Genomic DNA, 24,362 nt, shown 5'->3' on the forward strand with positions numbered 1-24,362 from the left:
GACCGGTAACATTGTCAACCAGCTAACCGGCAGACCAGGCATGAAAAGCATTGAACCAACGATCAAGGCGAATGACGCACCCCCGCCTCGCGCCGCCGAACGGATTCTCCAGGTGGCGCGAGACCTGTTCTACCGGCAAGGCATCAGGGCGATCGGCGTCGACGAGATCGTGCGGCGTGCCGGCGTCACCAAGCCCAGCCTCTACCGCAGCTTTCCGTCCAAGGATGAGCTGGCCGCATCCTACCTCCGGCACTATGACCTCGAATTCTGGGAGCGTTTCGACGAGGCGGTGGATGCCCATCCCGGCGATCCGCGCGCGCAGATCGTCGCTTTCCTGACCCGCGTCGGCAAGCGCACGCAAAAGCCCGATTATCGTGGCTGCGGCATGACCAATGCCGCGGTCGAATATCCCGAACATGGCCATCCGGCCCGCGCCGTGAGCGAGGCCAACAAGCAGGAACTGCGCCAGCGCCTGCGCGCCATGGCGGCAGAGATGGGCGCCGGCGACGCCGACACGTTGGGCGACGGGCTGCTGCTGCTGATCGAAGGCGCCTATATCAGCGGCCAGCTGTTCGGTGTCGGCGGGCCGGCGCAGTCGGTGGCCCGCAACGCCGATCTTCTGATAGAGGCAAGTTTGAAGAAATAGTGTTCCGTTTTACCAGACCACTGTGCGCAGCCCGACTTCCTCTAGGCTGCTGCTAAATTTGACGGTACGCTGCGCCCCCCGAACTGAGTTGTTCCGCCATGCGCGCTCTCTTGATCCCGCTTGCCCTCGCCGGTTTCTGCCAGGCGGCCCGGGCCGGCGACATATCCAGCGTCTATACCGATCTCGATTGGGAGAAGGACTGCGTCACCTATGCCCAAGCGGAAGAAGGCGACGGGGACTGGGCCGATCTCGCCTGTTCGGGCTATCGCGGTTACCCGGTGCTGGTTTCCTACGACGATGCGCGGGAATCGCTGTTCTACGGCTTTCCACCTGGCGATATGACCACGGTCTGGGAAAGCTTTTCCGGCCTCAATTCGGCTGGACCCAAAGTCGAGTGGCGGATCGAAACCAACGGCAAAACTGCCATTCCCTTCGCCGTCATTCATCGTCGCTCGATCAGCGATACCGAGGGCGAGAACAAGTCGACGGAAGTGCTGATCGTCGCCAAGGTTGCCCAGCCTGACGCCCACGAAGGCTGCACGATCGGCCTTGTGCTCGCCACCGGCAATCCCGCCGCCAACGATCAGGCGCGCAAGCTTGCCGACGAGAAGGCACGCACCTTCGCCTGCGGCAAGGACAAGCGTGAGGTGCTTGGCGACGCGCCCGCTTTCGGCCGCGTCGACAACTGATTATTTGCGCCCGACAATTACTTGCGCCTGGCCCGCTCGATTGCCTCGACGATCATCTTCTTGGCATAGGCCGCATCGTACCAGCCTTCGATCTTGACCCATTTGCCGGGTTCGAGATCCTTGTAGTGCTCGAAAAAGTGCTGCACTTGCTGGCGGGTGATGTCGGGCAATTGCGTGTATTCGTGGACGTCCTCGTAACGCAAGGTCAGCTTGGGTGAAGGCACCGCGATCACCTTCTCGTCCTGGCCCGCATTGTCCTCCATCACCAGCACGCCGATCGGCCGCACATTGATGACGCAGCCTGGCACCAGCGCGCGCGTGTTGCAGACTAGCACGTCGATCGGGTCGCCGTCGCCCGACAGCGTATGCGGTACGAAACCGTAATTGCCGGGATAGCGCATCGAGGTGTGCAGAAAGCGGTCGACGAACAGCGTGCCGGCTTCCTTGTCCATCTCGTACTTGATCGGCTCGCCGCCGATCGGCACCTCGATTATGACGTTGACGTCCTCGGGCGGGTTCTTTCCGCTGGCAATCGCTTCGATACGCATCGCTTTATCCCTCTCTCGATTGGAGATCGATAGCGGGCGACGGCGAATGGTGCAATGCGGCGAATGGTACGGGGAGATCGTCCGAACCGAAAACCGGCCGGATCATGCGCTGGCCGTCATTCCCAGACGAAAGCGACCTTCTTCAGCGCCTTCTGCTCGAATATCTCGACGCCTTCGGCAACATCGCGGCCACCGGCGCCGGCATAGAAGGCAAGTGCGTTCTGATTGTCTTCCAGCGCCCAGACCACCATGCCTTTCAGGCCATGGTCGGCCAGCCGTGCCCGCGCGGCCGAGAACAGCCGGCTGCCGAGCCCGATGCCTTGATATTCCGGCCGCAGGTAAAGTTCGTAGATCTCGCCCTGCTGCCTGAGTTCGCGGGCGCGGTTCTTGCCGATCGTCGCATAGCCGGCAATTTTGCCGCCGATTTCGACGACCAGGACGGTGGCAGCGCGGCGAATGGCATTCGCCCACCAGTCGGCGCCGCGGCGGTTGATCATCGATGTCAGCGTGCGGTGCGGGATGATGCCCGAATAGGCGCCGCGCCAGGCCTCGAGATGCACGTCGGCGATGGCGGCCGCATCGCGCGGTTCGGCTTTCCTGATGTCGATGCTCAGCGTATTCATGATTGGTTAACCATAAACCCGCCGCGCCCGATTGCAAGAGTCCGGTCAACCGCCGCGATGCTTTCACACAGCCGGACGGTGCGTCCTTGAGACGCTGCGAAACCGCTTTTGGCGAGATCAAATCTCGACCAGATGGTCGTCCAGTTCGTTGCTGTCGCCGGTCGAGACCGGAAAATGCTCGGCCAGTACCGCACCGACTGCTTGGATCGCCTTGACGAACCCCTCGGCAAGCCGATCGTCGCCGGCATGCGCCGTAAGGTCGCGGACGACACCGTCCCAGACATGCTGGCCGACACGAGAATCGATCCCGCTGTCGGCGACCACCTCGGCATAGCGCTCGGCGATCGAGACGAACACCAGCACGCCAGTGCGCGCCGTGGTGCGGTGGACGTTGCGGGCGAGGAACTGCTTCATCGCATTGGCGTGGGCGGCCTGGTAGCGCAGCCGCCTCGGCACCAGATGGATGCGCAATGCCGGCAATGCCCACAACAGGATGAGCACACTGGCAAGCGCCAGAAGCTCGGCGATGACGAAATGCGGCAAGCGGATCGACAGCCACCAGGCTTCCAGCCCATAACCGACGGCGAGGCTGACGACGAGCATGCCGAGCATCGCCATGAAAGCGGCCGGGAAGAAATAGCCGTCGCTGGCATGCGCCACGACGCAGTAGATCTCGCCGTCGGTCTTTGATTCGGCAGCGCGGATCGCACCGGCGATGCGCTCATGATCCTCGGGGCTGATCGGTCGTGTTGCCATGATTGATGTCTCACCAGCTTCCTGAAGAACCGCCGCCGCCGGACGAACCGCCGCCGCCTGAAAACCCGCCGCCCGAACTTCCGGACGACCAACCGCTGCCGGAACTTCCAGACGACCAGCCACTGCCGGACGAGCTCCCAGACGTCCAGCCACCGCCACCGGAGGATGACGAACCTGGCCCGCGGCCGTAGCGGAACGTCATGCCCAGCCACTTGTACACGCCCGGCGACAGTTTCGTGCCGAAGATCGGCGGCAGGAACGCCATTGCCAAGCCTCCGAAGAACATCGTCGCCCACAGGACAATGAACAGCATGAAGATGGGATCGACAGGATTGTCATTCGCCGGATTGCGCTTGCCGCGCGCCTCCAGCTCTTCGGGATTGCCTTCCAGCACCATGATCATGTCATCGACGGCCTTGCCGATGCCACCGGAGAAATCGCCGGCACGGAAGGCCGGCACCATGTCGTTTTCGATGATCAGCTTGGTGTGCAGGTCGGTCAGCGTGCCTTCCAGCCCATAGCCGACTTCGATGCGCATCTTGCGGTCGTTCGGCGCCACCAGAAGCAGGACGCCGTTGTTCTCCTTCGCCTGGCCGAGTTTCCAGGCGCGGAACAGCCGGTTGGCGTAAGGCTCGATCTCCTCGCCGTCGAGGCTGGGGATGGTCGCGACGACGATCTGGTCGGACCCTTTCGTCTCGAACTCGGCAAGCTTCTGCGTCAGCGCCGCCTCGGTCGCGGCATCGATGATGCCGGCATTGTCGACGACCCGTCCGGTCAGCGCCGGCAGTGCGGCGGCGAATGCCGCGAAGCCGACCAGCAGCACCGCCATGGCCAACAGTGCGGTGCCGATTATTTTGATGAAACGGCCGGATTCCACCGGGCTGATGGCGTGTCTTGTCATCTCGTCACCAACTTCCCGAGGAGCCGCCGCCGCCGGACGAACCGCCGCCGCCGGAAAACCCGCCACCGCTTGAACCCGACGACCATCCCCCGCCGGAACCTCCCGACCAGCCGCCGGACGACCGCCGGTTTGGCTCGAAGGTCATGCCCAGCCAGCGATAGCGGCCGGGACCGATCTTCTGGCCGAAGATCGGCGGCAGGATGGAGGCTGCGAGGCCGCCGAAAAAGATGATTGCCCAGATGGCTATGAAGATCGTGAAGAACAGATCGTCGCTGTTGAACGGCGGCTGCTGGTTGCGTTCGCCGCGCGCCTCCAGTTCTTCGGGATTGCCTTCCAGCACCATGATCATGTCGTCGACGGCCTTGCTGATACCACCGGAGAAATCGCCGGCACGGAAGGCCGGCACCATGTCGTTTTCGATGATCAGCTTGGTGTGCAGGTCGGTCAGCGTGCCTTCCAGCCCATAGCCGACTTCGATGCGCATCTTGCGGTCGTTCGGCGCCACCAGAAGCAGGACGCCGTTGTTCTCCTTCGCCTGGCCCAGTTTCCAGGCGCGGAACAGCCGGTTGGCGTAAGGCTCGATCTCCTCGCCGTCGAGGCTGGGGATGGTCGCGACGACGATCTGGTCGGACCCTTTGGTCTCGAACTCGGCAAGCTTCTGCGTCAGCGCCGCCTCGGTCGCGGCATCGATGATGCCGGCATTGTCGACGACCCGTCCGGTGAGGGTTGGCAGGTCGGCGGCGAAGGCGATGACAGGGAGGAGGAGAAGGCTTTGGAAGACGAGTAGGAAGGCCAGGCAGGCGTTCTGTCGCGCCCCCCTCTGTCCTGCCGGACATCTCCCCCTCAAGGGGGGAGATCGGCTGTCACGGCTGTTTTCGCCAATCTCCAACGTTGCAGGATGGGCGGTGAAGCCAAAGCTGCCAATCTCCCCCCTTGAGGGGGAGATGCCCGGTAGGGCAGAGGGGGGTGCTACGGAGTGCAAGGCCAATAGGAACCACGCTCACCGGCTGTTATTCACCCGCCTTGCGTGGTGTTGGTGCCGAAATCGACCTTCGGCGGCTGCATCTTATCCTCCTCGATGGTGAAATTCGCAAACGGCTGGTTGCCGCGGAACCACAAGGTCGCCCAGATCACCGACGGGAAGGTCCTCAGCGTCAGATTGTACTCTCTCACTGCCTGGATATAGTCGCGGCGGGCGACCGTGATCCGGTTCTCGGTGCCTTCGAGTTGTGCTTGCAGCGCCAGAAAGTTCTGGTTGGCCTTGAGATCGGGATAGTTCTCCACCACCGCCAGCAGGCGCGACAGCGCGCTGGTCAGGCCGGCCTGGCTGTCCTGGAATTTCTTGAAGGCTTCCGGATTGTTCAGCGTTTCCGGCGTCACGGTCACCTGCGTCGCCTTGGCGCGCGCTTCGACCACGGCATCGAGCGTGTCCTTCTCGTGCGCGGCGTAGCCCTTGACCGTGTTGACCAGATTGGGGATGAGATCGGCGCGGCGCTGGTATTGATTCAACACCTCGCTCCATGCGGCCTTGGCGTTTTCCTCAGCCGTCGGAATGGTGTTGTAGCCGCAGCCGGCAAGCAGCGGCAGCATGACGGCCATGACCAGGAACGTAGCTAGATTACGAAAGATTGGCGGCGAAGAAAGGCGCTGGGCAAGCATGATAAGTCCCCTCGATAGCATTGGCAGGCGAAGCATTAGCACAATCCTTGCGTAAGAAAATGACTTCGGCCGAGAAGTGTTACTGGTTTCTGCCATTCGCCGTCGGGCCCTGTGACAGACGAGGCGAACGGGTTAAGCTCAGCATAAAACGGGACATCACCATGGCGAAACGCCACGACAGCGACGCGGAATCGCGCCGCATCATCGAACGGGTGGCGCGCGAGACCGACCCGGGGGGCACCTCGTTCCTTGCACGAACCACTAAAGGCGCGCGCGACCACGTCACCGCGGCCGATGCCGACCGGTCGGACCCGATCGAATATTGGGGCACCCGCATCGGTCGGGCAGCGGGCTTGCTTATTGCCATCGGCCTGTTGATCTGGCTCGTGCTTTTCGTCACCAGGGGCAGTTAGGAAAATCAATGAGTGCCGAAAAAACCGACGCGCCGCGCGCGGTCATCGTCGTCTCCAGTCATGTCGCCCGTGGCTCGGTCGGCAACCGTGCCGCCGTCTTTGCGCTGGAGACGCTCGGCTTTCCGGTTTGGGCGGTACCGACCGTCATCCTGCCCTGGCATCCGGGCCATGGCCGGGCCACCCGCATTGTGCCGCCGCTGGACCAGTTCAAGGCGCTGATGGCCGACCTCGAGCGCGCGCCGTGGCTGGGCGAGGTCGGCGCCGTGCTGTCCGGCTATCTCGGCGAGGCTGGCCAGGCCGAAGCCGTCGCTTCGCTGGTCGGCGCAGTGAAGGCGAAGACGCCGGACGCCCTCTATATCTGCGATCCGGTGATGGGCGATTCGGGCGGGCTCTACGTACCTGAGCCGACCGCAATCGCCATGCGCGACCGGCTGATGCCGATCGCCGATATCGCCACGCCCAACCGCTACGAGCTGGAATGGATGGCCGGAGCGCCGCTGCCCGACTTGAAATCGGCAATGGCTGCAGCCCTGCAGGCCGGCCCACCGGCCATGCTGGTCACATCGGCGCCGGCGATGATGGCCGGCGGCACCGGCAATTTACTGCTCGCCGGCAGAGAGGCACTGCTTGCCGAACACCGGCTCATCGACAAGCCGCCGAATGGGCTCGGCGACCTGACGGCGGCCGTCTACCTGGCGCGGATCCTGTCCGGCCAGCCGGCCGCCAAGGCGCTGCAATCGACCACGGCGGCGGTCTACGAGATCCTGGCGCGCACCGCCAAGCGCGGCGGCGACGAGTTGCAGCTCGAGACCGATGCCCAGAGCCTGTCGCACCCGATGGCGATGGTGCAGCTTCGCCATCTCCTGCATCCGGAACGGGACCGCCGGGCGTGACGCAGGCCGAAGACGCCGTGCCCCAGGATGGTGCGCCCAAGGATGTTGCGCCCGACGATGTTATGCCCTGGGGTGTTGTGCTTGTCGGCGTCGACGGTTGCAAGGCCGGCTGGATAGCCGTCCGCCGCGATCCCGGTGCGGCACCGTCGACAGCCGTTTTCCCAAGCTTCGCGGCGTTGCTCGACCGACTGCCCGCCGACTCGTTGGTAGCGGTCGATATGCCAATCGGCCTGCCCGATTTCTCGCAAAGAGGCGGTCGCGGCCCGGAGGCGCTGGTGCGGCCGCTGCTTGGGGCCCGGCAGTCCAGTGTCTTTGCCATCCCCTCCCGCACCGCGCTCTACGCGGAGATCGAAGCCTTCACCACGGTCGACGCCTGGTACGCCGCACATCGCAAGGCAAGTGAGGTGGCCAAGACGACCTCAGATCCGCCGCGCGGTGTCTCGATCCAGGCCTTCGGCATCTTCGCCAAGATCCGTGAGATCGATTCGCTGCTGATCGCGCGCCCCGAACTACGCAGCCGCGTGTTCGAATCGCATCCGGAAGTTGCCTTCTGCAAACTGAACGGCGACCGGGCGATGCGCCTGCAAAAGAAGATCAGGGGCAACATCAATCCGGCCGGCATGGCCGAACGCAAGGCGCTGCTTGCCCGACATGGTTATAGCCAGGATTTTCTCGACCAGACGCCGCCGCGCGGCGCGGCCGCCGACGATTTCCTCGATGCTGCGGCGATGATGGTGGTTGCCGGACGCATCGTCAGAGGCGAGGCAATGCCGTTTCCGGATCCGCCGCTCGCCGATCGTTTCGGCATTCCGGTCGCCATTTGGGCCTGAGGACCGGGGGCGTCAGGAGCGTGATCTGAGCGCCTCGTTGAGTGCCCACATATCCTTCTCCTCGGGCGCGGTCTCCAATCCGAGCACGGGAACTTGCTTACGCAAATGGTCGTGGTGGGTGCGCACGCCATATTCGAGATCGGAGAGGTAAAAACCTCCGAAGGCTTCGGACAGCATGGATTCGTTGGACCATATCGAAAGCTGTACATCCTCGGCCAGCGTGTCGCGGTCGATGCGGTAGGATAGGTAGCGGGCTGCCGCCTGTTCCCTGGTCTCGTCGCGATAGCGGTAGATGGCGCCGCGCAGCAGCGTCTCACCCGTCGACAGCGGAAATTCCTGATAGAACTGCACCGATTCCGGCATGATCGACAGCACGTTGTTCGGGAAGATGCCGTAGTAGATCCAGGCCTTGCGCAGGTGTTCCGGCAGGTGCTTCGCCTTGGGTGCGAGCTTGATGTACTGCGCGACGCTCCAGCGCCGTCCGGCATGCGGATTGTAGGTGGCGAACGAGCGCGACACGCCGTTGACGAACGGCTCGTCGAAATAGGTCGCACCGTAAAGGTCCTGCAGCGCCGGATGCGCCATGGCGACGTGGTAGCCTTCATTGTCGACATCGCGCACCGACTTCCAATTGACCGGCGTCTTTTGGGTCCAGATGCCCCAGGACGGCACCATCTCGGCGACGCCGTAATGGGCAATCTCGGCTTCGATCGGCTTCAACAGCTCGGCCACCGATGGCTGCGGCCCACCCTTGCGGAAACGGATGAAGATGAAGCCCATCCAGATTTCGAGCTCGAGCGGCATCAGGCCGAATTCGGTCTTGTCGAGGTCGGGGAAGGAACGGGGGCGGGCAGCACCGCGCAGCGTGCCGTCGAGATTGTAGACCCAGCCATGAAAGGGGCAGACCAGCGCATTCTTGCAAGTGCCCTGGCTGTCGGCAACGACGCGACTGCCGCGGTGGCGGCACATATTGTTGAAGGCGCGCACGACGCCATCCTTGCCGCGCACGATCAGCGCCCGCTCGCCGACCACATCCATCGTCAGATAGTCGCCGGCATTCGGCACGTCGCAGACATGGCCGGCGATCTGCCAATGGTTGCGGAAGACGTGCTCTTTCTCGAGTTCGAGCAAGGCGTCGGAATGATAGCTCCAGCCCGGCAGCCCCCGCCGATCCCAATCGTTGGGGATTGCCACGTCACGCAGATGCGGGTTCATTAAAGGCTCTTTATTTATTGAATGATCGTTCAATAAAAGCATATTTTCCGTTGAAATGCAATGGTTTGGGAAAATGGGGCGAATTCTCGACGGGAAATTGAGCGGGATTCGAGAGCCCAGTCCGAACGATCGAAGCCGGGAAAATCCCGGGAATTCCAGACGTTAATCCCCTTAACACTTGTTAAGCGCCCGACGCTCCGTGGGCCTGGAAAGGCGACGTGGATCTGGTGCCGTGGGTAGCGGAAAACGAGCACAGAATGCCACCGGTGCTGCCAGCTACGCCGGATCGGTTTGCCCGGGAATGGCCGCGGGCTTGGTTTCATGCCGGTTACACAATCGTTAATCCATCATCGTTGGCCGGTTACAAGGTGCGATTAAGTTCGTTTCAACAGGGAAAAGAAGAAGACCGAAGGAAACGACGATGCGTACGAAAATCCAGATCACCGATACCGACCTTCGCCAGCAGGGTCCCCAGCGTAACGACCGGCGCCCGAAGCTGGCGCTGCGCCAGCGCGCCAGTGATCATCCGATGGCGATGTTCATGCTGCTGGCGGCTGCCGCATTTGCCGGCATGGCGTTGACGCCGACCGTCGGTCCGGCCTTCGCCTCACTGAACCCGCCGGCCAACCTCATCGATGGCGCGACAACCACCACCAAGACTGCGCGCCTGCCGATTCCGGAGATCGATTTTGCCTGCAAGGGGCAGGCCTGGGGCGCCGAGAGCCTGGATGCCTGCGCGTCATCGCTGCCCAGTCGGGCAAGGCACGGCCGGTCCGCATGATCGCCAATGCCGCCCCGCTGGCTGATACGCCGAACGTTTTTTGATTTTTTTGCGAGCGCCCTCCAGCACTCCAGTCAGGCTCCCGCCGCAATGTCGGCCGGGAGCCTTTTTCTTCCGGGGCGAGATCGCGGAGTCTAGCCGCCCAGAGCGGCCTGCTCGGCAATGGCCGAGAGCACGCCGCGCACGTCCAGGGTGCTGAACGGTTTTTCGAGGATCGGCGGTCGCTGCTGCGCCGGCAGCGCTTCGATCTCGCCTTTCGCGCCGATCAGATCGCCGGTGACAAGCACGAAGCGCCGCGCCAGACCCGGCATTTCGGCGAGTAGCTCGCGATAGGCGGCTATGCCGCTGGTGCCGGGCATGCGCAAATCGGAAAACACGATGTCCGGCGGCACATGGCCGCTCAGCGTCGCGGCGGCCGAGACCCAGGCCGGCACGACCCGCGACTTGATGCCCATCAGCTCCAGAATATCGGACAGCGACGCGGCGACATCCGGCTCATCGTCTATGATCAGCGCGTGACGCAAGCCGCTCGACCGCGACGGAGCTTCGCCGGCGGCGGCCGCGCCGGCAGCGATCGCCGGCAGCTGCACGACAAAACGCACACCTCTCGGCGAAACCTCCTCGAACCAGATATTGCCATTGTGCCGCTCGATGATCGATTTCGAGATCGACAGGCCGATGCCGGTACCGACACCGACCGGCTTAGTGGTGAAATAGGATTCGAATATACGTGAACGTATCGCTTCCGGCACGCCTGGTCCGTTGTCCTCGACCGAGAATCCGGGATTGCCGCGGTCGCTGCGAAACGTCCGGACCTTGATCCGGCGGTCGCCGGCAATGCCGGCCAAGGCGTGCTGGCTGTTGATGAGGAAGTTGGCGGCCACCTGCGTCACGTGGTCGGCATCTGCCATGGCCAGCAACGGGCCGCTGGCGAAATCGGTGTCGATGATGATGCCGCTCGACCGTGCGCCATAGGCGGTCACTTCGAGTGCGGCGCGGATCACCTGGTTGAGGTCGGTTTCGGCCTGTGCGGCCGGGTGCAGGCGGACCATCGACAGGAAGCTCTTGACGATACGGCCGCAGCGCTCGGCAGCGGCACGCACCTTTTCGGCGCGCACCTTGGTCTGCGGATCGGCGGCAAATTCATGCAGCAGCGTCGACTGGGCGACGACCACGGCCAGCGGGTTGTTGAGCTCGTGCGAAACGCCGGCAAGCAGCGAGCCCATTGCCGCCATCTTCTCGTTCTGGTGCAGTTTTTCGCGCTGGCGGTTGATTTCCTCCTCGGCCCGCAACTTGTCGCGCAGGTCGCGGATGGAGCCGAAGATCAGCTGGCGATCGGCGACCCGCATCTCGGTTGCCGTCAACTCGATCGGAAAAACCTCGCCGGCGGCGTTCTGGGTGACCGTTTCGAGCCGCTGGCCGACCATCGGCGCGCCGCGGCCCGACATATATTCGGCGCCGGACGCATAGCCCTTGCGGTAATATTCCGGCACGACCGTATCGAGCAGGTCCTTGCCGAGGATATCGCTGCGCCGATAGCCGAACATCTTCTCGGCGGCCGGATTGAATTCGATGATCGAGCCGGTCTCGTCGATTACGATGATGGCGTCGAGAGAGGCCTGCAGCATGGTGCGGCGAATGACGTCGCTGGCATGCGCGTCGGAGGGCGACCGTTCGATGGCATCGCCGATGGCGAGTGCCACCATGTGCAGCGCCGCCTCTTCCTGGTCGGTCCATTCGCGTTCGTTAACGCAGTCGTTGACCGCCAGCGTGCCCCACAAATTGCCGTGCGAAAAGACCGACACCGACAGGAACGACTTGATGTTCTGCTTTTCGAAATCGGTCCGCAGAAAGCCTTCGAGATCGCGTGTGTGCCCGGCGAAGATCTTGCCTTGACGCTCGTCCTCCGCCAGCCGTTCCAGCAATGGGTCGGAATCGACGACCGACTGCATGATGACGGTCGGTGACGCCAGTTCGCCGCCAAACCGGGGAGCGATCCAATAAGCGGCGACCGACTGGGCGAAGCCCTGGCCGGGCAGTTCGCGCAGGCGAAACAGGATGCCGCGGTGACAATCCATGGCTTCGCAAAGCGTCTGGAGAATACCTTCCATCTCGCGCTGCCAATCGCCGGCTTCGCGCAGCCGGCGAACCACATGCACGGCCACCATCGCCGCGCCCTGCCTGGCGCCCTGCGTGTCCGCGCGTGCTGTTTCAGCCGTCATAGTCAGCCGTCATTTCCTGGCCGTGGCTCGCTCAAGCCGCCGGGCCTTAGTTGTTTTCCCCGACTGGCAGCGAGAAGATATAGCCTTCGCCGCGCACCGTGCGCAGGAATTTCGGGTTGGCTGGGTCCGCTTCGATCTTCTTTCTCAGCCGCATGATGCGGATGTCGACGGCGCGGGACGACTCCGGGTCCTCGACGAAACCGATCGCCTCGGAGATCGCCGCCCGCGTCAACAGCCGGTTGGCGCGCGTCAGGAACACCTCCAGCACGTCGAACTCGCTCTTGGCCATGTCGATGACCGCGCCGTTGGCGCCGGTGACGAGCCTGCCGTCGAGATCGGCGTGAAAGGGTCCGAAGCTCACGGACCGGCGGCCGCCGGATGTTTCAGCCTTGGCCTTTTGTGGCTCGGTCGGCTCAGGAACGCGACGCAGCACGCTGCGCACCCTGGCCAGCACTTCGCGCAATTCGTAAGGCTTGACGATGTAATCGTCAGCGCCGAGCTCCAGTCCGACGATGCGGTCGAGCGCGGTACCGGCCGCCGTCGCATAGATGATGCCGATCGGCATTTTCGACCGCATCCAGCGGCCGAGCGACAGGCCGTCCTCGCCCGGCATGGCGATGTCGAGAATGGCCAGATGGAAGGACTGGGTTTCCAAAAGGTCGCGCGCCGCCGCCGCACTTTCGGCCGTGGCCACATCATAGCCGCTGGCGCCGAGATACTCGGCGACCGCATCCCTCAGGTCGGGCTCGTCCTCGACAATGACAATTCGTGCCCGCACGATGCTTTCGCTCCCGCTTTCAGCGGAAAGTAGATTGGGTATAAACATGATGTCCAGCACTCTTCTTGGGTTGCCGTATGCGGGGTAGAAAAACATGGCCGCACGATCCGTTATCGCGCTTGTTTCCGTCGCTGAAGTAATTGCGACCGATCTCGCCGATCATCTCGAGCGGCGCGGTCATGACGTCCGCGCGGCGCGACAGCCGTGGGAGGCCGAATCGCTGCTTTCGGAAAAGGGAATCGATGTCGTGGTTGTCGGCGACAGCGTCAGCCAGGCAGAGGGGCGCGACCTGCTCAGGCGACATGGCGGCGAAGGTGGACCGGATTTCATCCTGATCTGCCGCCCGGCCGATCTGGTCGACAAGGTTCTGGCGCTCGAACTCGGCGCTGCCGACGTCGTCGAAAGCCCGCTCAATGTCAGGGAGCTTGCCGCTCGCGTAGGCGGCCTTCTGGCTCGGCGCGGCAGGAGCGCCGGGGAACTGATCGTGCTGGAGAACGCGACCGTCGATCTCCGATCGGCCATCGTCATGCACCGCTCGGGCAGGGAAGAACAGCTGTCCCCCGGGCAGGTGGCGCTGCTCAGGCTGTTCCTGGCCAGCCCACGCAAGGTGCTGACGCGGGACGACATCATCGCCGCCGCGCCCGCCGAAAATGCCGAAGCCTTCGATCGGTCGATCGATTCGCGCATCGTGCGGCTGCGCCGCAAGCTCGATACCGAAACCATCACCACCATACGGGGTGCGGGTTACCGGTTCGATCCGCCGACGCAATTCGCCGATTGAAGGCAGGACGGCCACCCCTCTTGTCTTGAGCATCGGGTTTTCCCAAAACCGGTTTCCATTTTGGGGTCCGATGCTCTTCAGCGCACCACGAGAAGCGACGGACCTGACAGCATGTCACTGTTCGTACTGACCTCGCCGGCATGGGCACGTTCCTTCAGCAGCACGGTGGCGAGGCCGGCAATGCCGAGCAGGCCCTGGACGTAAAGCAGGGCGGAAAGCACGGAAGCGGCGAATTTCGTTTTCATCCTGTTCGTTCCTCAAAATTGGAATTTACGGGCACTTCAGGGGAACCCCCGAAGCGCCCGCGCCGCAAGCGGAGCCCCCCGTTGCGGCGCGGGCCTTCGGTCCTCTCGGCTGCAAGTTGCCGGAGGCGCCGCGCATCCTCAACGGCCCTAAGCCGCCCCCGCCAGAGGGGCTTGAGCCGGTCGACGCGCAGGCTGGAAACTGTCCAGACCAATCCAGACCGTAGCGAAAACAGTGTTGGCTTCCGATCGTTCGTTGCCGGCTGTTTTCGATAGGTCAACTTTGCCTGTTCGCTGTATCCGGATCATGCCGCCGAGGCTGCGCTTTGTTGCAGCTCGGTTTCGGAGTCAGGTGAATTCCTATCAAACGAAAGGCAATCGCGTGTTCGCGCCGCGGTTTGGCCGATCTGCTTAGGCAAACACGCCACCGCCAAGACGACGTTGCACAACTGCAAGCCGCTTTGCTCGGACCTTTTCTGTTAACCAGGGGAAACAGAATCGAAACACTAACGAGCACGTAGCGAAATCGGCTTGAAACATGACGCCCCGATAAGCCGGTCATCGAATAGAGCCGGCCCCGACCGGCAGAATAGGGGAGACATCATGTACACTGCCATTTCCGCCAAGCTCATCAACATCGCCGCCGCCGTCATCACCGGTGCTGCCTTGCTTGTCAGTGCCGGCAACGGCGCAGCCCACGCCGCCGCCAACAAGATCGTCGCGCGTGTATCACTGTCACAGCAGACCATGGAAATCCTGGTCGACGGCCGGCCGACATTCGCCTGGAAGGTCTCGACCGGCGACAGGACGCACGTCACGCCGACCGGTTCGTTCAAGCCGACCCGCATGCATGAAATTTGGTATTCGAAGAAATACGACAACGCCCCGATGCCGCATTCGGTGTTTTTCAGCGGCGGCTACGCCGTACATGCGACAAGCGCCATCAAACGCCTCGGCCAGCCAGCCTCGCATGGCTGCGTGCGTCTGCATCCGGACAACGCCGCCGATTTCTACCAGCTCGTCGAGGTCTTCGGCCCGGCCAACACCAGCATCGTCATCGTTAAATGAGCGATGCTTCTCGTCGCTCTCAGGAAAGGGCCGGAAATTAGCGCAGTCTAATCCGGCATTACCGGCATCAGGTTCGGATCCGGCTTTTCGGCGTGATGCGGCAGGTCCTTGCTGGCGATAAAGGTGTAGAACATCGGCACCACAAACAGCGTGAACATGGTTCCGACCAGGATGCCGGTGAAGATCACCAAGCCCATCGAATAGCGTGCCGCCGCACCAGCGCCGCTGGAGATGATCAGCGGCACCACGCCGAGCGCCATCGCCGCCGTCGTCATCAGGATCGGCCGCAGCCGCACCCTGGCCGACGCGATGATCGCATCGCGCCGCCGCATGCCGTGCATTTCACGCTGCTGGTTGGCGAACTCGACCAGAAGGATGCCGTGCTTGGTGATCAGGCCGATCAGCGTGATCAAGCCGACCTGCGTGTAGATGTTGAGCGTCGCGGGTGGAATGCTGAACTGCAAGCCGCTGATCATGAAAATCAAATTGAGATTCGGAATCATGTTGAGCGGCAATATGGCGCCGAAGATCGAGAGCGGCACCGACATCATGATGATCAGCGGATCGCGGAAGCTTTCGAACTGCGCGGCCAGCACCAGGTATATGACCAGCACCGCCGCCGCGAAGGCGATCAGGATGGTGTTGCCCTGTTCCTTCTCTTGGCGCGATTGGCCGGAATAATCGATAAAGAAAGTGTCCGGCAGGCTCTCCTTGGCGATATCCTCGATTGCTTTCAAGCCGTCGCCGGTGGTGACGCCAGGCAGCGGCAGGGCGGAGATTGTTGCGGAATTCAACTGATTGAACTGCTCGATCACAGCAGGCGACGCGTTGGTCGAGATCTTCACCACCGCCGAGAGCGGCACCATCTCGCCAGACACACTGCGCACAAAATACTCGCCCAGCTTTTCAGGGTTGTCGCGGAATTGCTGTGGCACCTGCGGGATGATGTCGTAGCTGTTGGATTCGCGGTCGAACTGCGCCACCTCGGCACCACCGACCAGAAGCGTCAGCGTCCGGCCGATGTCGGCGATCGGCAGGTTGAGCGCGGCGGCGCGGTCGCGGTCGATCGTCACCGTCACTTGCGGCGCGTCGTAGGACATTGAATTCTGCACGGCGAGGAAGCGACCGGAGGCCTGCGCCTTGTTCTTGATGTCCTCGGCCGCCTCGTACACTCGGGAGGCCTCGCCGGTCGAGCGCACCACCATTGTGATCGGCAGGCCGCCGCCCGAGCCGGGCAGCGTCGGCGGCGCGAAGACGAAAGCATCGACGCCTGCCACCTTGGCAAGGCGGGCAGTGATGTCTTCCTGAAGTTCCTTCGAGCTGCGCGCGCGCTCGGCCCAGTCCTTGAACGCAAAGCCGACGAAAGCGCTGTTCGTCGGGCCTTGGAACGCGACGGCGGAGAACCGCGCCCTGGTTTCGGGGATATCATTCACCAGCCCGAGAATCTGGTTCACATAGGTCTCGGTGTAGTCCGAGGTCGCATAGCGCGGCGCATTCACAATAGACAGCAAGAAGCCCTGGTCTTCTTCCGGCGCCAGTTCGCTCGAGGTCTTGGTGAACATGAAACCGGTCGTGGCGACCAGCGCGAGGACGATCATCAGCGTCACCGGGCGATAGTTCAATGAACCGGTGACCAGCCGCTCATAGATGTGTTCGAAGCGCCCGAACGTATTGTCGACAATGCGCTGAAAGCGGCTGTGCGAGCCGGACCTAAGGATACGTGCCGACATCATCGGCGTGATGGTGAGGGCGACGACACCCGAAAGCACCACCGAGCCGGCAAGCGTCACCGCGAATTCGCGAAACAGCGCGCCGGTCAGGCCGCCGGTGAAGGCCAGCGGCGCGAACACGGCGGCCAGTGTTATCGTCATGGCGACGACGGCGGAAGAGATCTCCCGCATGCCGTTGAAGGCTGCCTGCATCGGTGACAAGCCGTCTTCCTCCATGTGGCGGTGGATGTTTTCCACCACCACGATGGCATCGTCGACGACGAGGCCGATCGCCAGCACCATGGCCAGCAACGACAAAAGATTGATCGAATAGCCCACCGAAAACAGCAGGAAACAGACGCCGATCAGCGACAGCGGAATGGTCACGATCGGCATCAGCACCGAGCGGAACGAGCCGAGGAAGAGCAGGATAACAACGATGACGATGGCGACCGCCTCGCCGATGGTCTTGAACACCTCCTCGATCGACGCACTGATCTGCTCGGTTGAATCGTAGACGATCTCCATCGTCATGCCTTGCGGCAGCGTCTCCTGGATGGTCGGCACGATCTTGTGGATTGCCGCCGCGGTGGTCAGCGGATTGGCGGCCGGCGTCGGAAAGATGGCGAGAAAGATGCCGGGCTTGCCGTTGAAGGTGACCCTGGTGTCGGTGTTCGCCGCGGCGAGCTCGACGCGGGCCACGTCGCGCAGTCTCACCACATTGCCGTCCTTCGAGCGGAGCGGAAGGGCAGCGAAAGCCTCCGGCGTCTGCAGGGTCGAGCGAACCGTGATCGAGGAAGCCACATATTCGTTTTCGGTATCGCCGGGCGCGGAGAGGAAATTCGATTCGTTGATGGCGGTCAGCACTTCCGCCGCCGTCACGCCGCGCGCCGCCAGTTTGATCGGGTCGATCCAGACACGCATCGAGTATTCGGCGGCGCCGAAAATCTGCACGTCGGCAACACCTTCGACCGTCGAGATACGCGGCCGCACGACGCGCTCGATATATTCGGTGAGTTGTTCCGGCGTCATGTTCGGGTTCTGCATCGAGATGTACATCATCGCGAACTGCTGGCCGGTGCCCTTGACGATCACCGGGTCTTTGGTTTCGTCCGGCAGATCGCCGCGCACGCTCTGGACCTTCGACAAGACTTCGTTCAGCGCCACGTCGGGGTCGGAGCCGAGTTTCATCTGCACTGTCACGGTGCTGGATGACGGCCGGCTCGCCGACGTGACATAATCGATGTTTTCGGTCGACGCGACGGCACGCGCGATCGGCGCGGAAATGAACCCCTGGATCAGGTCGGCGCTGGCGCCGGGATAGGCAGTGGTGATGGTGATGGCCGTTTCTTCAACCTCTGGATACTGCCGGATCGAAAGGTTGAAGATGCCTTGGAAACCCAGAAGCAGGATCATGCAGGCAAGCACGGTCGAAAGGACCGGGCGGCGGATGAAGAGGTCGGAAAAGCTCATTGCTGGGCTGCCTGCTGGTTCCCCGGCTTGCTCGGATCGATCGTGTTGTCGACGGCAACGGACATGCCGTTGGAGAGCCGGTTCTGGCCGGCGGTAACGACTTCGTCGCCGGGCGCGATGCCCTCCAGGATCTCGACCAGGCCGGCGTTGCGGCGGCCTGGCTTGACGAACACCTGGGCGAGCACGAGCTGCGGCTTCTGTTCTTCCGCTGCCGGCTTGGCCTCCTCTGCCGGTTTGGCTGGGGTAGCAGCCGGCTTTTCGTCGGGTTTTGCCGCGGGTGCTTCGGCCGCGGGCTTGGCAGCATCTGCAGCCGGCTTTTCTTCCGGCTTTGCCTCGGGCGCCGCGCCGTTGGCTTCGGCGGATTTGGCCGGGCGCACCACGAAGACGAAGTCGCCGTACAGGCTGGAAGTCAGCGCCGTCTGCGGCAGCGCCAGCACGTCGTTCTCCTCGGGCAGTTCGACGCGCACCTGGACGAACTGGCCGGGCGTCAGCTTGCCTTCGGGATTGCCGACCTCCGCCCTTACCGTCACCAGCCGGCTGGTCGGGTCGATCTTCGGATCGATGCCGCGGATGCTGCCGGTGAACGGCATGTCGCCGCCGCCGACGCCCAACCGCACCGTCTGTCCGATCTTCAGCTGCGGAAGCTGCTGCTCCGGCACGGTGAAATCGACACGCATCGTATCCATGTCCTGCAAGGTCACCACAGCGGTGCCAGGTGTGAGATACTGGCCAAGGTCGATTTTCGGAATACCGACGGTACCCTTGAAGGGGGCCGTCAACTGCTTTTGGTCGAGCACCGCTTGCAGCTTGTTTACCTGCGCGGCGGAGACCGATGCTGCTGCCTGCGCCGTGTCGAGCGTAGCGTCGGTGCCGACCCCGCGCTTCTGCAGCTCAAGAGCGCGCATCAGCGTCGTCTGGTCGGATGTGGCTTGCGCTTTCGATGCCACGAGGTCGGCCCGCTCGACTTCATCGTCGAGCTGCAGCAGCACGGCGTTGGCGGCGACCTTTTGATTGGCATGGAACAGGATGTCCTTGACGATGCCCGCGGTTTCGACGGTGAGGTCGACGCCGCGTACGGCACTGACAGTGCCGATCGCCTCGATGCCGGGCGTCCAGGACATCGGTTTGACGATGACCGTCGACACGGTCGCGGCCGGCGGCTTCATGGTGGCGAAGAACTGTTTGATCGCATTGTCGCGAAACAGGTTGAAGCCGACGATGCCGCCGCACACCAGCACGAGCAGAATGAAGGCGATGATGAAGCGCTTGATCACGAACAGTCCCTCGGCCACGGCCCAGCATAACGGTCGGATGACCGGAACACATACCTGTGCCTGGTCCCAATTTCAAATGACGGCGATCTTACTGTACCGTCTGGACGGTCTTGTCAATTCCGCCTAAGCTAATGAATGGGGAACGCTTGATGAAGGCCCGCAGAGCAAATTCGCGCGAGAAGATTCTCGCCGCCGCCGCCGCCGTGGCGCGCGAGACGGGTCCTGGCAGCCTGTCGCTGGATGCGGTCGCGAGCCGTGCCGGCGTGTCGAAAGGCGGCTTGTTGTACAATTTTCCGACCAAGGCGAAATTGATGCAGGCGCTGGTCGAGGATTACCTGCGCGCCTTCGAGCAGGCGCTGGAGTCCGCCCGCACAGCCGGCGTCAGCGGCGAAAGCCCGCTTGCAACTTACATCAAGCTTTCGGCCGAGCATGCCGAGGAATCGAAACCGTCGGCGTCCTGGATATTTTCGGCGATTGCCGAGGATCCCGACTTCCTGACGCCGATAAAATCGTTCAGGCGGCAGGTGTTCGAGCGGCTGAAGGAGGAGACGCCGAATCTCAAGGCGCTGCTGGTCTGCTATCTCGCCATCGAAGGGCTTCGCAGCATGAACCTGTTCGGTTCGGACATTCTCTCCGCCGAAGAGCGCCGGCTGCTGATATCGACCCTGCTGGACATCGCGGAATAGTCTAGGAATGCGCGGGCCGGGTTCAATTGCCTCGGTCGCTTCGATCGCCCGTTGCGTCAACCCAAAGTGCCTGCCGTCACACAGGCTTCATTGTGCCGACATAGCGTCCTCCCATTCTTTGCTGCAACGCAGGAGGAGTGGGGTATGGTCGATATTGTTTCAGGCGAAGCAGGAATTCCAAGGCCGGAGCATCCGCTTGACCGGCCAAACGGCACCGGCAAATGGTTTCTGCCGGCCTTTGCCGTCATCATTCTGGGCGGCCTTGCCTATGTCGGCTACGCGCTCAGCCAGGACCTGACCAGCACCGTCGCGGTGCCGTGGATCCTACTTGGGCTGGCGCTGCTGATCGCGCTCGGCTTCGAATTCGTCAACGGTTTTCACGACACTGCCAATGCGGTGGCAACGGTGATCTACACGCATTCCATGCCGGCCGAGCTTGCAGTGATGTGGTCCGGCTTCTTCAACTTCCTCGGCGTGCTTACCGCCAGCGGGGCGGTCGCCTTCGGCATCATATCGCTGCTGCCGGTCGAATTGATCCTTCAGGTCGGATCGAGCGCGGGGCTAGCCATGGTCTTCGCGCTGCTGGTCGCGGCGATCATGTGGAATCTCGGAACCTGGTATCTCGGCCTGCCTGCCTCGAGCTCGCACACACTGATCGGTTCGATCATCGGCGTCGGTCTCGCCAACCAGTTCATGGCCCCGGCCGGCTCCGTCACCAGCGGCGTCGACTGGTCGCAGGCGTCCAATGTCGGCCTGTCGCTCCTGATCTCGCCGCTGGTCGGTTTTGGCCTGGCTGCACTGCTGCTTCTGGTGATGAAGCTGCTGGTCAGGAACCGCGAGCTCTACGAGGCGCCCAAGTCGAGCGCGCCGCCGCCGCTGTGGATTCGGGCGCTGCTTATTTTCACCTGCACCGGCGTCAGCTTTGCCCACGGCTCCAATGACGGGCAAAAGGGCATGGGCCTCATCATGCTCATCCTGATCGGCGTCGTGCCGACCGCGTTCGCGCTCAACCGCACACCGGACGTGAACTATCTCGAAGCTTACAAATCGGCGGCGACGCAAGTCGAAACGGTACTCGGCAAATACGTCAAGCCCGGCGTCGTCGTGACTGACGCGGCGACCGCGGTCGGCGACGCCGTTCGCACCAAGACCTGGAAGGACGAGACCACGCCTGCCCTGCAGAGCTTCATCCACGACACCAGCGCCATGTTGTCGCCCTATCCGTCCGTGGAAAAGCTGCCGACAACGCTGGTCAGCAACGCCCGCAACAACATCTATCTTATCGGTGAAGCGCTGAAGCTGATCGACAAGAAGAAGCTGCTGCCGATGGAGGCAGACGACCTGAAGGCGGTGACGACCTACCATAAGGCGGTCGACAACGCGACGAAGTTCATCCCGCTCTGGGTCAAGGTCGCCATCGCGCTGGCGCTCGGCCTCGGCACCATGGTCGGCTGGAAGCGCATCGTCGTCACCGTCGGCGAGAAGATCGGCAAAAGCCATTTGACCTACGGTCAGGGTGCGTCCGCCGAGCTTGTCGCGATGGCGACGATCGCATCGGCCGACTATCTCGGCCTGCCGGTCTCAACCACCCATGTGCTGTCCTCGGGCGTTGCCGGCACCATGGCGGCGAACGGCTCGGGCCTGCAATGGTCGACGGTGCGCAACATGCTGATGGCCTGGATACTGACCCTTCCGGTCTCCATCTGTCTTGCCTTCGTGTTGTTCGTCATCTTCCGCCAGGTGTTCTGAGCGGGGGCAGGGTTTGACCAGAATGTCGCGGCACCGGCCCCGGCGCCGCCCTGATCACCTGAACGTGCATCGTTTCGGCGGCGGCCATGAATGACGCATCGCATCTGACATTGCTTGCCGCGGACGACCAGCATCATGCTCCCGGGCTGGTCTGGGCCTATCATGCCGCTCCCGGCAAAGCTCCCGAACCGCTGGCGCCCCGAGACATAGAGGCCGCGCTGGCCTCAGCGGGCGGCTGGGTCTGGCTGCATGTCGACCTTGTCGACCGGCGCGCCCATTCCTGGGTCAGCCATGCCTGCGCGTTGCCGGCGTCGGCTCATGCAATCCTCGAAGGACATGAGGACAGCCTAGTGCTGGCGCATGAGAATGGCGTCGTCCACGGCATTTCGGCCGATCTGCATGGCGAGATCACCCATCAGTCGACGACCATCGGCAGATTGCATTTTGCGGTCTCGGAACGGCTGCTGGTCACCGGCCGCCGGCATCCGCTGGCGGCAGTGGAGGAAGTGCACACGGCCCTTGCCGCGGGGCTGCGGCCGGCCACGGCATTCGAGCTGTTCGAAATGCTAGTCATGGCTTTTTGCAAGACCACCAGCCTGCGGCTCGCCGCGGCAACGAAGCGGCTGGATGCAGTCGAGGATCATCTCGTGACCGAGCGGCTTGCCGACGAAAAACGGCAGCTGAAGGATGTGCGCCGCCTTGCCGTATCCCTGCATCGGCCGATCTCGGCCCTGGCAGCGCTTTTCCAGGACGAAGACCGTTCCGCCTGGAACCTTTCCGCCGGCGCACATGAAGTTCTGCGCCGGCTTGCTGCGCGCCTTGAACGGCTCGACCGCGAGGTCGTCATGATCAACGACCGGGCAAGGCTGCTGCAGGAGGAGCTTGCGGCTGAGCTTGCCGACGAATCGAACCGTAGCCTCAAGGCGCTGGCGGTGATGAGCGCGCTGCTTTTGCCAGGAACCCTGATCGTCGGCATTTTCGGCATGAACACAGGCGGACTGCCATTTGCCGAGAGTCCCAGCGGCTTCTTCCTGGCGATGCTGCTCGCCGTCGGCGCGACCGGCCTGTTCTACTGGCTGTTGCTACGCGCCGGCGCCAATCTGCGGTTTTGAGCCCGATTAATGGCGGCGTTCGTTCACCTGTGTCAAAATACGGGCTGGCACGTCGAAACCACGCCATCCCGCCTTCCGAAAATCGGTTCCGATTTTCAGGCCGATGCGCTAGAGCCTTTCGGGATTGAACCGAGCTGCCTTCAACCCGGAAAGGCTCCCGCCGCTGCCCATGCCCCATCTTCCCGAGCATCTTCTCACCGGCTACCGCAGTTTCATGAGCGGCCGCTATCTCACCGAAAGCGGCCGTTATCGCTCGCTGGCGCGGGAGGGCCAGGCACCGGAAACGATGATCGTCGCCTGCTGCGATTCGCGGGCCGCGCCCGAAGCGATCTTCGATGCCGGGCCCGGCGAGCTGTTCGTGCTGCGCAATGTGGGCAATCTGGTGCCGCCGTATGCGCCCGACGATCAGTTCCACTCGACATCGGCGGCGCTCGAATTTGCCGTGCAGAGCCTCAAGGTCAAGAACATCGTGGTGATGGGCCACGGCCGCTGCGGCGGCATCCGAGCGGCGCTTGACACCACGGCCGCACCCTTGTCGCCGGGCGATTTCATCGGCAAGTGGATGAGCCTGATCGCGCCCGCAGCCGAGACCGTATCGTCCAGCACCTTCATGACCGCGACCGAGCGCCAGACGGCGCTGGAGCGCATCTCGATCCGCTATTCCATCGCCAATCTGCGTACCTTCCCTTGCGTCTCGATCCTCGAAGGCAAGGGGCGGCTGTCGCTGCACGGCGCCTGGTTCGATATTTCGACCGGCGAGCTTTGGGTGATGAACAAGGACACCGGCGATTTCGAGCGGCCGGAGATGGAGTAGGAGACAAGGCATGACGCGACTTCGGGACGCGTTCGCGGCTGCGGCACTGCTGTGCTCGGCAGATTTCGCCCGTGCCGACGATAGCGCGATCATCGATCGCTGGTATTCGGCACTCCTCGTCGCCGACCGCAGCGAATTGTCGGACCTGCTCGCCGACAACGTCCGCATCAAGCTCGACGACCTCGGCGTCGTGCAAAGCAAGCAGGAATTCATCGCCTCGATCGCCGAGTGGCAAGGCGCCGTCGCCGGGGCCGAAATCCGCCATCGGATCGAGAAATCGGAGGGCGGCGTCACCACTGTCATCGCCTGCTATGATTTTCCCAGCAACGACATGCTGATGCAGGAGACCTTTGCGGTCGCCAACGACCAGATCACCGCCAGTTCGCAGGCCGCGATCGCCGAAAACTGCGACAGCTACTGACGGAACCATGAACGGGACCCGCTGTTGCGCGCAACCGGCCGGCGCCTTACATCGGTGACGATCCGCTTCTCCCGCCACT

24 protein-coding genes and 1 pseudogene are annotated in these 24,362 nt (G+C 62.9%); 13 read left to right on the forward strand and 12 right to left on the reverse strand.

The annotated features are described in order from the left end of the window. Positions 1-40 precede the first annotated feature (40 nt). Together NKI59_RS14270 and NKI59_RS14275 are read left to right on the forward strand one after the other, a co-directional pair. Positions 41-646, forward strand: coding sequence for a TetR/AcrR family transcriptional regulator (locus tag NKI59_RS14270; RefSeq protein ID WP_352704880.1), 606 nt, complete (start codon positions 41-43; stop codon positions 644-646). 98 nt (positions 647-744) lie between these two features. Next, entirely contained in the window at positions 745-1,335 is a 591-nt protein-coding gene (locus NKI59_RS14275) for a hypothetical protein (RefSeq protein WP_352569497.1), read from the forward strand. Positions 1,336-1,352: 17 nt separating this feature from the next. Here the strand turns inward: NKI59_RS14275 and ppa are convergent, their stop codons facing one another. The 6 genes from ppa to NKI59_RS14305 all read right to left on the reverse strand — a co-directional run bounded on the left by ppa (position 1,353) and on the right by NKI59_RS14305 (position 5,822). Beyond that, entirely contained in the window at positions 1,353-1,883 is a 531-nt protein-coding gene (gene ppa / locus NKI59_RS14280; RefSeq protein ID WP_352451245.1) for an inorganic diphosphatase, read from the reverse strand. Between the two features lie 116 nt (positions 1,884-1,999). After that, on the reverse strand, positions 2,000-2,506 hold the full coding sequence (locus NKI59_RS14285) for a GNAT family N-acetyltransferase (protein ID WP_023678138.1): 507 nt from the start codon (positions 2,504-2,506) through the stop codon (positions 2,000-2,002). Positions 2,507-2,623: 117 nt separating this feature from the next. Further along, positions 2,624-3,262 carry a TPM domain-containing protein gene (locus NKI59_RS14290; protein WP_352618232.1) on the reverse strand — a complete coding sequence of 213 codons (639 nt, stop codon included), beginning with the start codon at positions 3,260-3,262 and terminating at the stop codon, positions 2,624-2,626. A gap of 10 nt (positions 3,263-3,272) precedes the next feature. Then, positions 3,273-4,091, reverse strand: coding sequence for a TPM domain-containing protein (locus NKI59_RS14295; protein ID WP_502901062.1), 819 nt, complete (start codon positions 4,089-4,091; stop codon positions 3,273-3,275). 76 nt (positions 4,092-4,167) lie between these two features. Next, the gene (locus tag NKI59_RS14300) at positions 4,168-5,010 is read right to left on the reverse strand and encodes a TPM domain-containing protein (RefSeq protein ID WP_352704885.1); all 843 of its coding nucleotides are present in this window, start codon (positions 5,008-5,010) and stop codon (positions 4,168-4,170) included. 167 nt (positions 5,011-5,177) lie between these two features. After that, entirely contained in the window at positions 5,178-5,822 is a 645-nt protein-coding gene (locus NKI59_RS14305) for a LemA family protein (RefSeq protein ID WP_352569494.1), read from the reverse strand. A gap of 161 nt (positions 5,823-5,983) precedes the next feature. On the opposite strand from NKI59_RS14305, the gene NKI59_RS14310 reads away from it, so the two are divergent. The 3 genes from NKI59_RS14310 (at position 5,984) to NKI59_RS14320 (ending at position 7,958) form a co-directional block, all read left to right on the forward strand. Next, complete coding sequence (locus tag NKI59_RS14310; protein ID WP_023678142.1) at positions 5,984-6,235, forward strand: hypothetical protein; 252 nt, start codon at positions 5,984-5,986, stop codon at positions 6,233-6,235. 8 nt (positions 6,236-6,243) lie between these two features. Continuing rightward, complete coding sequence (gene pdxY, locus NKI59_RS14315) at positions 6,244-7,128, forward strand: pyridoxal kinase PdxY (protein ID WP_352470715.1); 885 nt, start codon at positions 6,244-6,246, stop codon at positions 7,126-7,128. Between the two features lie 62 nt (positions 7,129-7,190). After that, entirely contained in the window at positions 7,191-7,958 is a 768-nt protein-coding gene (locus tag NKI59_RS14320; RefSeq protein ID WP_352704992.1) for a DUF429 domain-containing protein, read from the forward strand. Positions 7,959-7,970: 12 nt separating this feature from the next. Here the strand turns inward: NKI59_RS14320 and NKI59_RS14325 are convergent, their stop codons facing one another. Next, a complete protein-coding gene (locus NKI59_RS14325; RefSeq protein WP_352704888.1) occupies positions 7,971-9,173 on the reverse strand; it encodes an aromatic ring-hydroxylating oxygenase subunit alpha in 1,203 nt (400 codons plus the stop codon). A gap of 421 nt (positions 9,174-9,594) precedes the next feature. On the opposite strand from NKI59_RS14325, the pseudogene NKI59_RS14330 reads away from it, so the two are divergent. After that, positions 9,595-9,998, forward strand: a pseudogene (locus tag NKI59_RS14330) (hypothetical protein). Positions 9,999-10,088: 90 nt separating this feature from the next. Here the strand turns inward: NKI59_RS14330 and NKI59_RS14335 are convergent. Then, positions 10,089-12,176, reverse strand: a complete 2,088-nt coding sequence (locus tag NKI59_RS14335) for a PAS domain S-box protein (protein ID WP_352704890.1) — start codon at positions 12,174-12,176, stop codon at positions 10,089-10,091. 46 nt (positions 12,177-12,222) lie between these two features. Continuing rightward, on the reverse strand, positions 12,223-13,002 hold the full coding sequence (locus NKI59_RS14340) for a response regulator (RefSeq protein WP_198023578.1): 780 nt from the start codon (positions 13,000-13,002) through the stop codon (positions 12,223-12,225). Between the two features lie 46 nt (positions 13,003-13,048). Between NKI59_RS14340 and NKI59_RS14345 the strand changes: the two genes are divergently transcribed. After that, on the forward strand, positions 13,049-13,735 hold the full coding sequence (locus NKI59_RS14345) for a winged helix-turn-helix domain-containing protein (protein ID WP_352704892.1): 687 nt from the start codon (positions 13,049-13,051) through the stop codon (positions 13,733-13,735). Positions 13,736-13,812: 77 nt separating this feature from the next. Here NKI59_RS14345 and NKI59_RS14350 read toward each other — a convergent pair whose 3' ends face one another. Then, positions 13,813-13,980: a hypothetical protein gene (locus NKI59_RS14350; RefSeq protein ID WP_352451255.1), complete on the reverse strand. Its 168-nt coding sequence runs from the start codon at positions 13,978-13,980 to the stop codon at positions 13,813-13,815. 600 nt (positions 13,981-14,580) lie between these two features. Between NKI59_RS14350 and NKI59_RS14355 the strand changes: the two genes are divergently transcribed. Next, a complete protein-coding gene (locus NKI59_RS14355) occupies positions 14,581-15,045 on the forward strand; it encodes a L,D-transpeptidase (protein ID WP_352704894.1) in 465 nt (154 codons plus the stop codon). Positions 15,046-15,092: 47 nt separating this feature from the next. Here NKI59_RS14355 and NKI59_RS14360 read toward each other — a convergent pair whose 3' ends face one another. Then, positions 15,093-18,227: an efflux RND transporter permease subunit gene (locus tag NKI59_RS14360; protein ID WP_352704896.1), complete on the reverse strand. Its 3,135-nt coding sequence runs from the start codon at positions 18,225-18,227 to the stop codon at positions 15,093-15,095. After that, positions 18,224-19,501 carry an efflux RND transporter periplasmic adaptor subunit gene (locus NKI59_RS14365; protein ID WP_502901060.1) on the reverse strand — a complete coding sequence of 426 codons (1,278 nt, stop codon included), beginning with the start codon at positions 19,499-19,501 and terminating at the stop codon, positions 18,224-18,226. Before NKI59_RS14365 ends, NKI59_RS14360 begins: the two co-directional genes overlap by 4 nt. A gap of 149 nt (positions 19,502-19,650) precedes the next feature. On the opposite strand from NKI59_RS14365, the gene NKI59_RS14370 reads away from it, so the two are divergent. From NKI59_RS14370 to NKI59_RS14390, 5 genes are all read left to right on the forward strand, one after another. After that, positions 19,651-20,187, forward strand: coding sequence for a TetR/AcrR family transcriptional regulator (locus NKI59_RS14370; RefSeq protein ID WP_352704898.1), 537 nt, complete (start codon positions 19,651-19,653; stop codon positions 20,185-20,187). 144 nt (positions 20,188-20,331) lie between these two features. Next, the gene (locus NKI59_RS14375; protein WP_352704900.1) at positions 20,332-21,936 is read left to right on the forward strand and encodes an inorganic phosphate transporter; all 1,605 of its coding nucleotides are present in this window, start codon (positions 20,332-20,334) and stop codon (positions 21,934-21,936) included. Between the two features lie 86 nt (positions 21,937-22,022). After that, the gene (locus tag NKI59_RS14380; protein WP_352594108.1) at positions 22,023-23,048 is read left to right on the forward strand and encodes a transporter; all 1,026 of its coding nucleotides are present in this window, start codon (positions 22,023-22,025) and stop codon (positions 23,046-23,048) included. A 169-nt stretch (positions 23,049-23,217) separates the two neighbouring features. Beyond that, on the forward strand, positions 23,218-23,862 hold the full coding sequence (locus NKI59_RS14385; protein WP_352681849.1) for a carbonic anhydrase: 645 nt from the start codon (positions 23,218-23,220) through the stop codon (positions 23,860-23,862). Between the two features lie 10 nt (positions 23,863-23,872). Further along, on the forward strand, positions 23,873-24,283 hold the full coding sequence (locus NKI59_RS14390) for a nuclear transport factor 2 family protein (RefSeq protein ID WP_352704902.1): 411 nt from the start codon (positions 23,873-23,875) through the stop codon (positions 24,281-24,283). Positions 24,284-24,362 lie beyond the last annotated feature (79 nt).

The sequence above is a fragment of the Mesorhizobium sp. M0598 genome (assembly GCF_040320865.1).
In the GTDB taxonomy this organism is placed as follows: Bacteria; Pseudomonadota; Alphaproteobacteria; order Rhizobiales; family Rhizobiaceae; genus Mesorhizobium.

What these genes read in the sequence shown, in the direction of transcription:
- NKI59_RS14270 (WP_352704880.1), top strand. Translation starts at nt 41, where the DNA reads ATGAAAAGCATTGAACCAACGATCAAGGCGAATGACGCACCCCCGCCT.
- NKI59_RS14275 (WP_352569497.1), top strand. Translation starts at nt 745, where the DNA reads ATGCGCGCTCTCTTGATCCCGCTTGCCCTCGCCGGTTTCTGCCAGGCG.
- ppa (WP_352451245.1), bottom strand. Translation starts at nt 1,883, where the DNA reads ATGCGTATCGAAGCGATTGCCAGCGGAAAGAACCCGCCCGAGGACGTC.
- NKI59_RS14285 (WP_023678138.1), bottom strand. Translation starts at nt 2,506, where the DNA reads ATGAATACGCTGAGCATCGACATCAGGAAAGCCGAACCGCGCGATGCG.
- NKI59_RS14290 (WP_352618232.1), bottom strand. Translation starts at nt 3,262, where the DNA reads ATGGCAACACGACCGATCAGCCCCGAGGATCATGAGCGCATCGCCGGT.
- NKI59_RS14295 (WP_502901062.1), bottom strand. Translation starts at nt 4,091, where the DNA reads ATGGCGGTGCTGCTGGTCGGCTTCGCGGCATTCGCCGCCGCACTGCCG.
- NKI59_RS14305 (WP_352569494.1), bottom strand. Translation starts at nt 5,822, where the DNA reads ATGCTTGCCCAGCGCCTTTCTTCGCCGCCAATCTTTCGTAATCTAGCT.
- NKI59_RS14310 (WP_023678142.1), top strand. Translation starts at nt 5,984, where the DNA reads ATGGCGAAACGCCACGACAGCGACGCGGAATCGCGCCGCATCATCGAA.
- pdxY (WP_352470715.1), top strand. Translation starts at nt 6,244, where the DNA reads ATGAGTGCCGAAAAAACCGACGCGCCGCGCGCGGTCATCGTCGTCTCC.
- NKI59_RS14320 (WP_352704992.1), top strand. Translation starts at nt 7,191, where the DNA reads ATGCCCTGGGGTGTTGTGCTTGTCGGCGTCGACGGTTGCAAGGCCGGC.
- NKI59_RS14325 (WP_352704888.1), bottom strand. Translation starts at nt 9,173, where the DNA reads ATGAACCCGCATCTGCGTGACGTGGCAATCCCCAACGATTGGGATCGG.
- NKI59_RS14335 (WP_352704890.1), bottom strand. Translation starts at nt 12,176, where the DNA reads ATGACGGCTGAAACAGCACGCGCGGACACGCAGGGCGCCAGGCAGGGC.
- NKI59_RS14340 (WP_198023578.1), bottom strand. Translation starts at nt 13,002, where the DNA reads ATGTTTATACCCAATCTACTTTCCGCTGAAAGCGGGAGCGAAAGCATC.
- NKI59_RS14345 (WP_352704892.1), top strand. Translation starts at nt 13,049, where the DNA reads ATGGCCGCACGATCCGTTATCGCGCTTGTTTCCGTCGCTGAAGTAATT.
- NKI59_RS14350 (WP_352451255.1), bottom strand. Translation starts at nt 13,980, where the DNA reads ATGAAAACGAAATTCGCCGCTTCCGTGCTTTCCGCCCTGCTTTACGTC.
- NKI59_RS14355 (WP_352704894.1), top strand. Translation starts at nt 14,581, where the DNA reads ATGTACACTGCCATTTCCGCCAAGCTCATCAACATCGCCGCCGCCGTC.
- NKI59_RS14360 (WP_352704896.1), bottom strand. Translation starts at nt 18,227, where the DNA reads ATGAGCTTTTCCGACCTCTTCATCCGCCGCCCGGTCCTTTCGACCGTG.
- NKI59_RS14370 (WP_352704898.1), top strand. Translation starts at nt 19,651, where the DNA reads ATGAAGGCCCGCAGAGCAAATTCGCGCGAGAAGATTCTCGCCGCCGCC.
- NKI59_RS14375 (WP_352704900.1), top strand. Translation starts at nt 20,332, where the DNA reads ATGGTCGATATTGTTTCAGGCGAAGCAGGAATTCCAAGGCCGGAGCAT.
- NKI59_RS14380 (WP_352594108.1), top strand. Translation starts at nt 22,023, where the DNA reads ATGAATGACGCATCGCATCTGACATTGCTTGCCGCGGACGACCAGCAT.
- NKI59_RS14385 (WP_352681849.1), top strand. Translation starts at nt 23,218, where the DNA reads ATGCCCCATCTTCCCGAGCATCTTCTCACCGGCTACCGCAGTTTCATG.
- NKI59_RS14390 (WP_352704902.1), top strand. Translation starts at nt 23,873, where the DNA reads ATGACGCGACTTCGGGACGCGTTCGCGGCTGCGGCACTGCTGTGCTCG.